The sequence below is a fragment of the Glutamicibacter sp. V16R2B1 genome (assembly GCF_005774635.1).
In the GTDB taxonomy this organism is placed as follows: Bacteria; Actinomycetota; Actinomycetes; order Actinomycetales; family Micrococcaceae; genus Glutamicibacter; species Glutamicibacter creatinolyticus.
Genome location: NZ_VATX01000073.1, coordinates 1 through 1,563 on the forward strand (window position 1 = coordinate 1; position 1,563 = coordinate 1,563).

General features: G+C 65.7%; 2 protein-coding genes. Both read left to right on the forward strand.

The window, feature by feature from the left end; genetic code table 11:
* The first annotated feature begins 133 nt into the window (after positions 1-133).
* Entirely contained in the window at positions 134-511 is a 378-nt protein-coding gene (locus FDN03_RS16185) for a hypothetical protein (RefSeq protein ID WP_138178612.1), read from the forward strand.
* On the forward strand, positions 508-1,563 hold a 1,056-nt coding region (locus FDN03_RS16190), incomplete at its 3' end, for a hypothetical protein (RefSeq protein ID WP_212743945.1). The genes FDN03_RS16185 and FDN03_RS16190, both read left to right, overlap by 4 nt.

Sequence of the window (1,563 nt, forward strand, 5' to 3'; positions counted from 1 at the left end):
CGGCTCAGCAAAGGGCCTGGGCAGCGAACTTCCAGAGCTACCTGCGAACGAAGGCAAACCCGCGGCAGCCCGACGCGGTGATTGACCCATCGTGGCCTGTCCGCCCCCTGCCCGCGCAGAACGAGGTGTCCGCATGACCGCCCCGACGATGGAACTGCCGGAGATCCCCTCGCCGCAGGAGATCGCCCGGATGTTCGTCTGGCTGAACCAGCAGCTCCGCGCCGCCGCCGCGACCGCCCGGGACGCCGACGAGAAGGCCGCGAAGGCCCGGGTGGCTTTCATCAAGGCGAAGGCCAGCGCGTTCATCCACGCCTCGGGTGCGATGGACCTCCGCAAGGCCATCGCCGACGAGGAATCAGCCGATGTGCTGCTGACCGCCGAACTCGCCGATGTGGAGGCCCGCGCCGCCCGTGAGCGCATCAAGGTTCTACGCGACCAGCTGGAGTCAACCCGCTCGTTGAACGCGGTGCTCCGCGCGGAGATGGGCCTCGCCGGGGTGATGGGCCCGTGACCGCCCCGTCGACCGGCCTTGAGCTTCTCCGCCTGGCGCTGACCGAGATGGAAGCCGCGGACCCGCGGGCCCTGCAGGTGGAGACCGGGGCGTCGCAGGCGATCGGGTGCAGGGCCGAGAGCCTGTTCCGCCTGCTGGGTGTCCCGGAGTCCGACAGCCGGCTGCGTCTGGACGCGCTGATCGGGAAGGCCGCCCACGCCTACGCCGAGGAGGCGTTGAAGAAGGTCGCTGACCGGTTTGAGCTGCTGGTGGAGCATCGGGCGTCCTACCGGGGGGTGCCGTGCACGATCGACCTTGGCTGGGTCGGCGCCGCAAAGTTGATCGACTGGAAGTTCCCCCGCAAGTCGAAGATCAGCTGGATGCAGAAGAACGGTATCGGGAACGGCTACCGGGGACAGATCCATCTCGGTGGTGCCGCGCTCCGCGCCGAGGGCTACGACATTCAAACCGTCGGCCTCGCCTGCCTGGCCCGTGACGGCGAGTTCGACGAAGCCGTCGAGTTCGTCGAGCCGTTCGACCAGCAGATCGCCGACGCGGCGGCCGACAGGGTGGCGGAGGAGCGGGCCCGTGCCACCGAGATGGAAGGGATCCTCGACCGGCTGGCCGTGGACGAGGCAGGCAAGGCCGTCGAGGTCCGCCACGCCATCGACATGTGGCAGCTCCGCGACGAAGACCTGTTCTTCTGCAGGAGCTTCTGCCTGGCGGGCGAGACTGAGATCGTGACCCGGCAGGGTCTGAGGCCGATTTCCGATCTGGCTGGTTCGAAACCTGAGCTACTTATCCCCGTTGCTCACAGAGGCGGGATAGGAAGTCGCACCGTTTGGAAGAACTGCGAGGTCAGATCGTTCGGACACCAGCCATTGATGCGCATTAAACTTAGACGCATACGTGCAACAAAAATCGTCTTCGCGACACCGGAGCATAGATGGCTGACTCGCGACGGAAGCAAGGTGATAACGTCCGATTTGAAGGACGGAATGAAGCTGCGGTCTATTCGACGTGGAGATATTGATCACTTGGTTCAAGTTGCCCCAGGAGTGGCGCAAGGCGTC

Bases quoted from the DNA above. Each gene is read 5' to 3' on its own strand.
- FDN03_RS16185 (WP_138178612.1), top strand. From the start codon at position 134: ATGACCGCCCCGACGATGGAACTGCCGGAGATCCCCTCGCCGCAGGAG.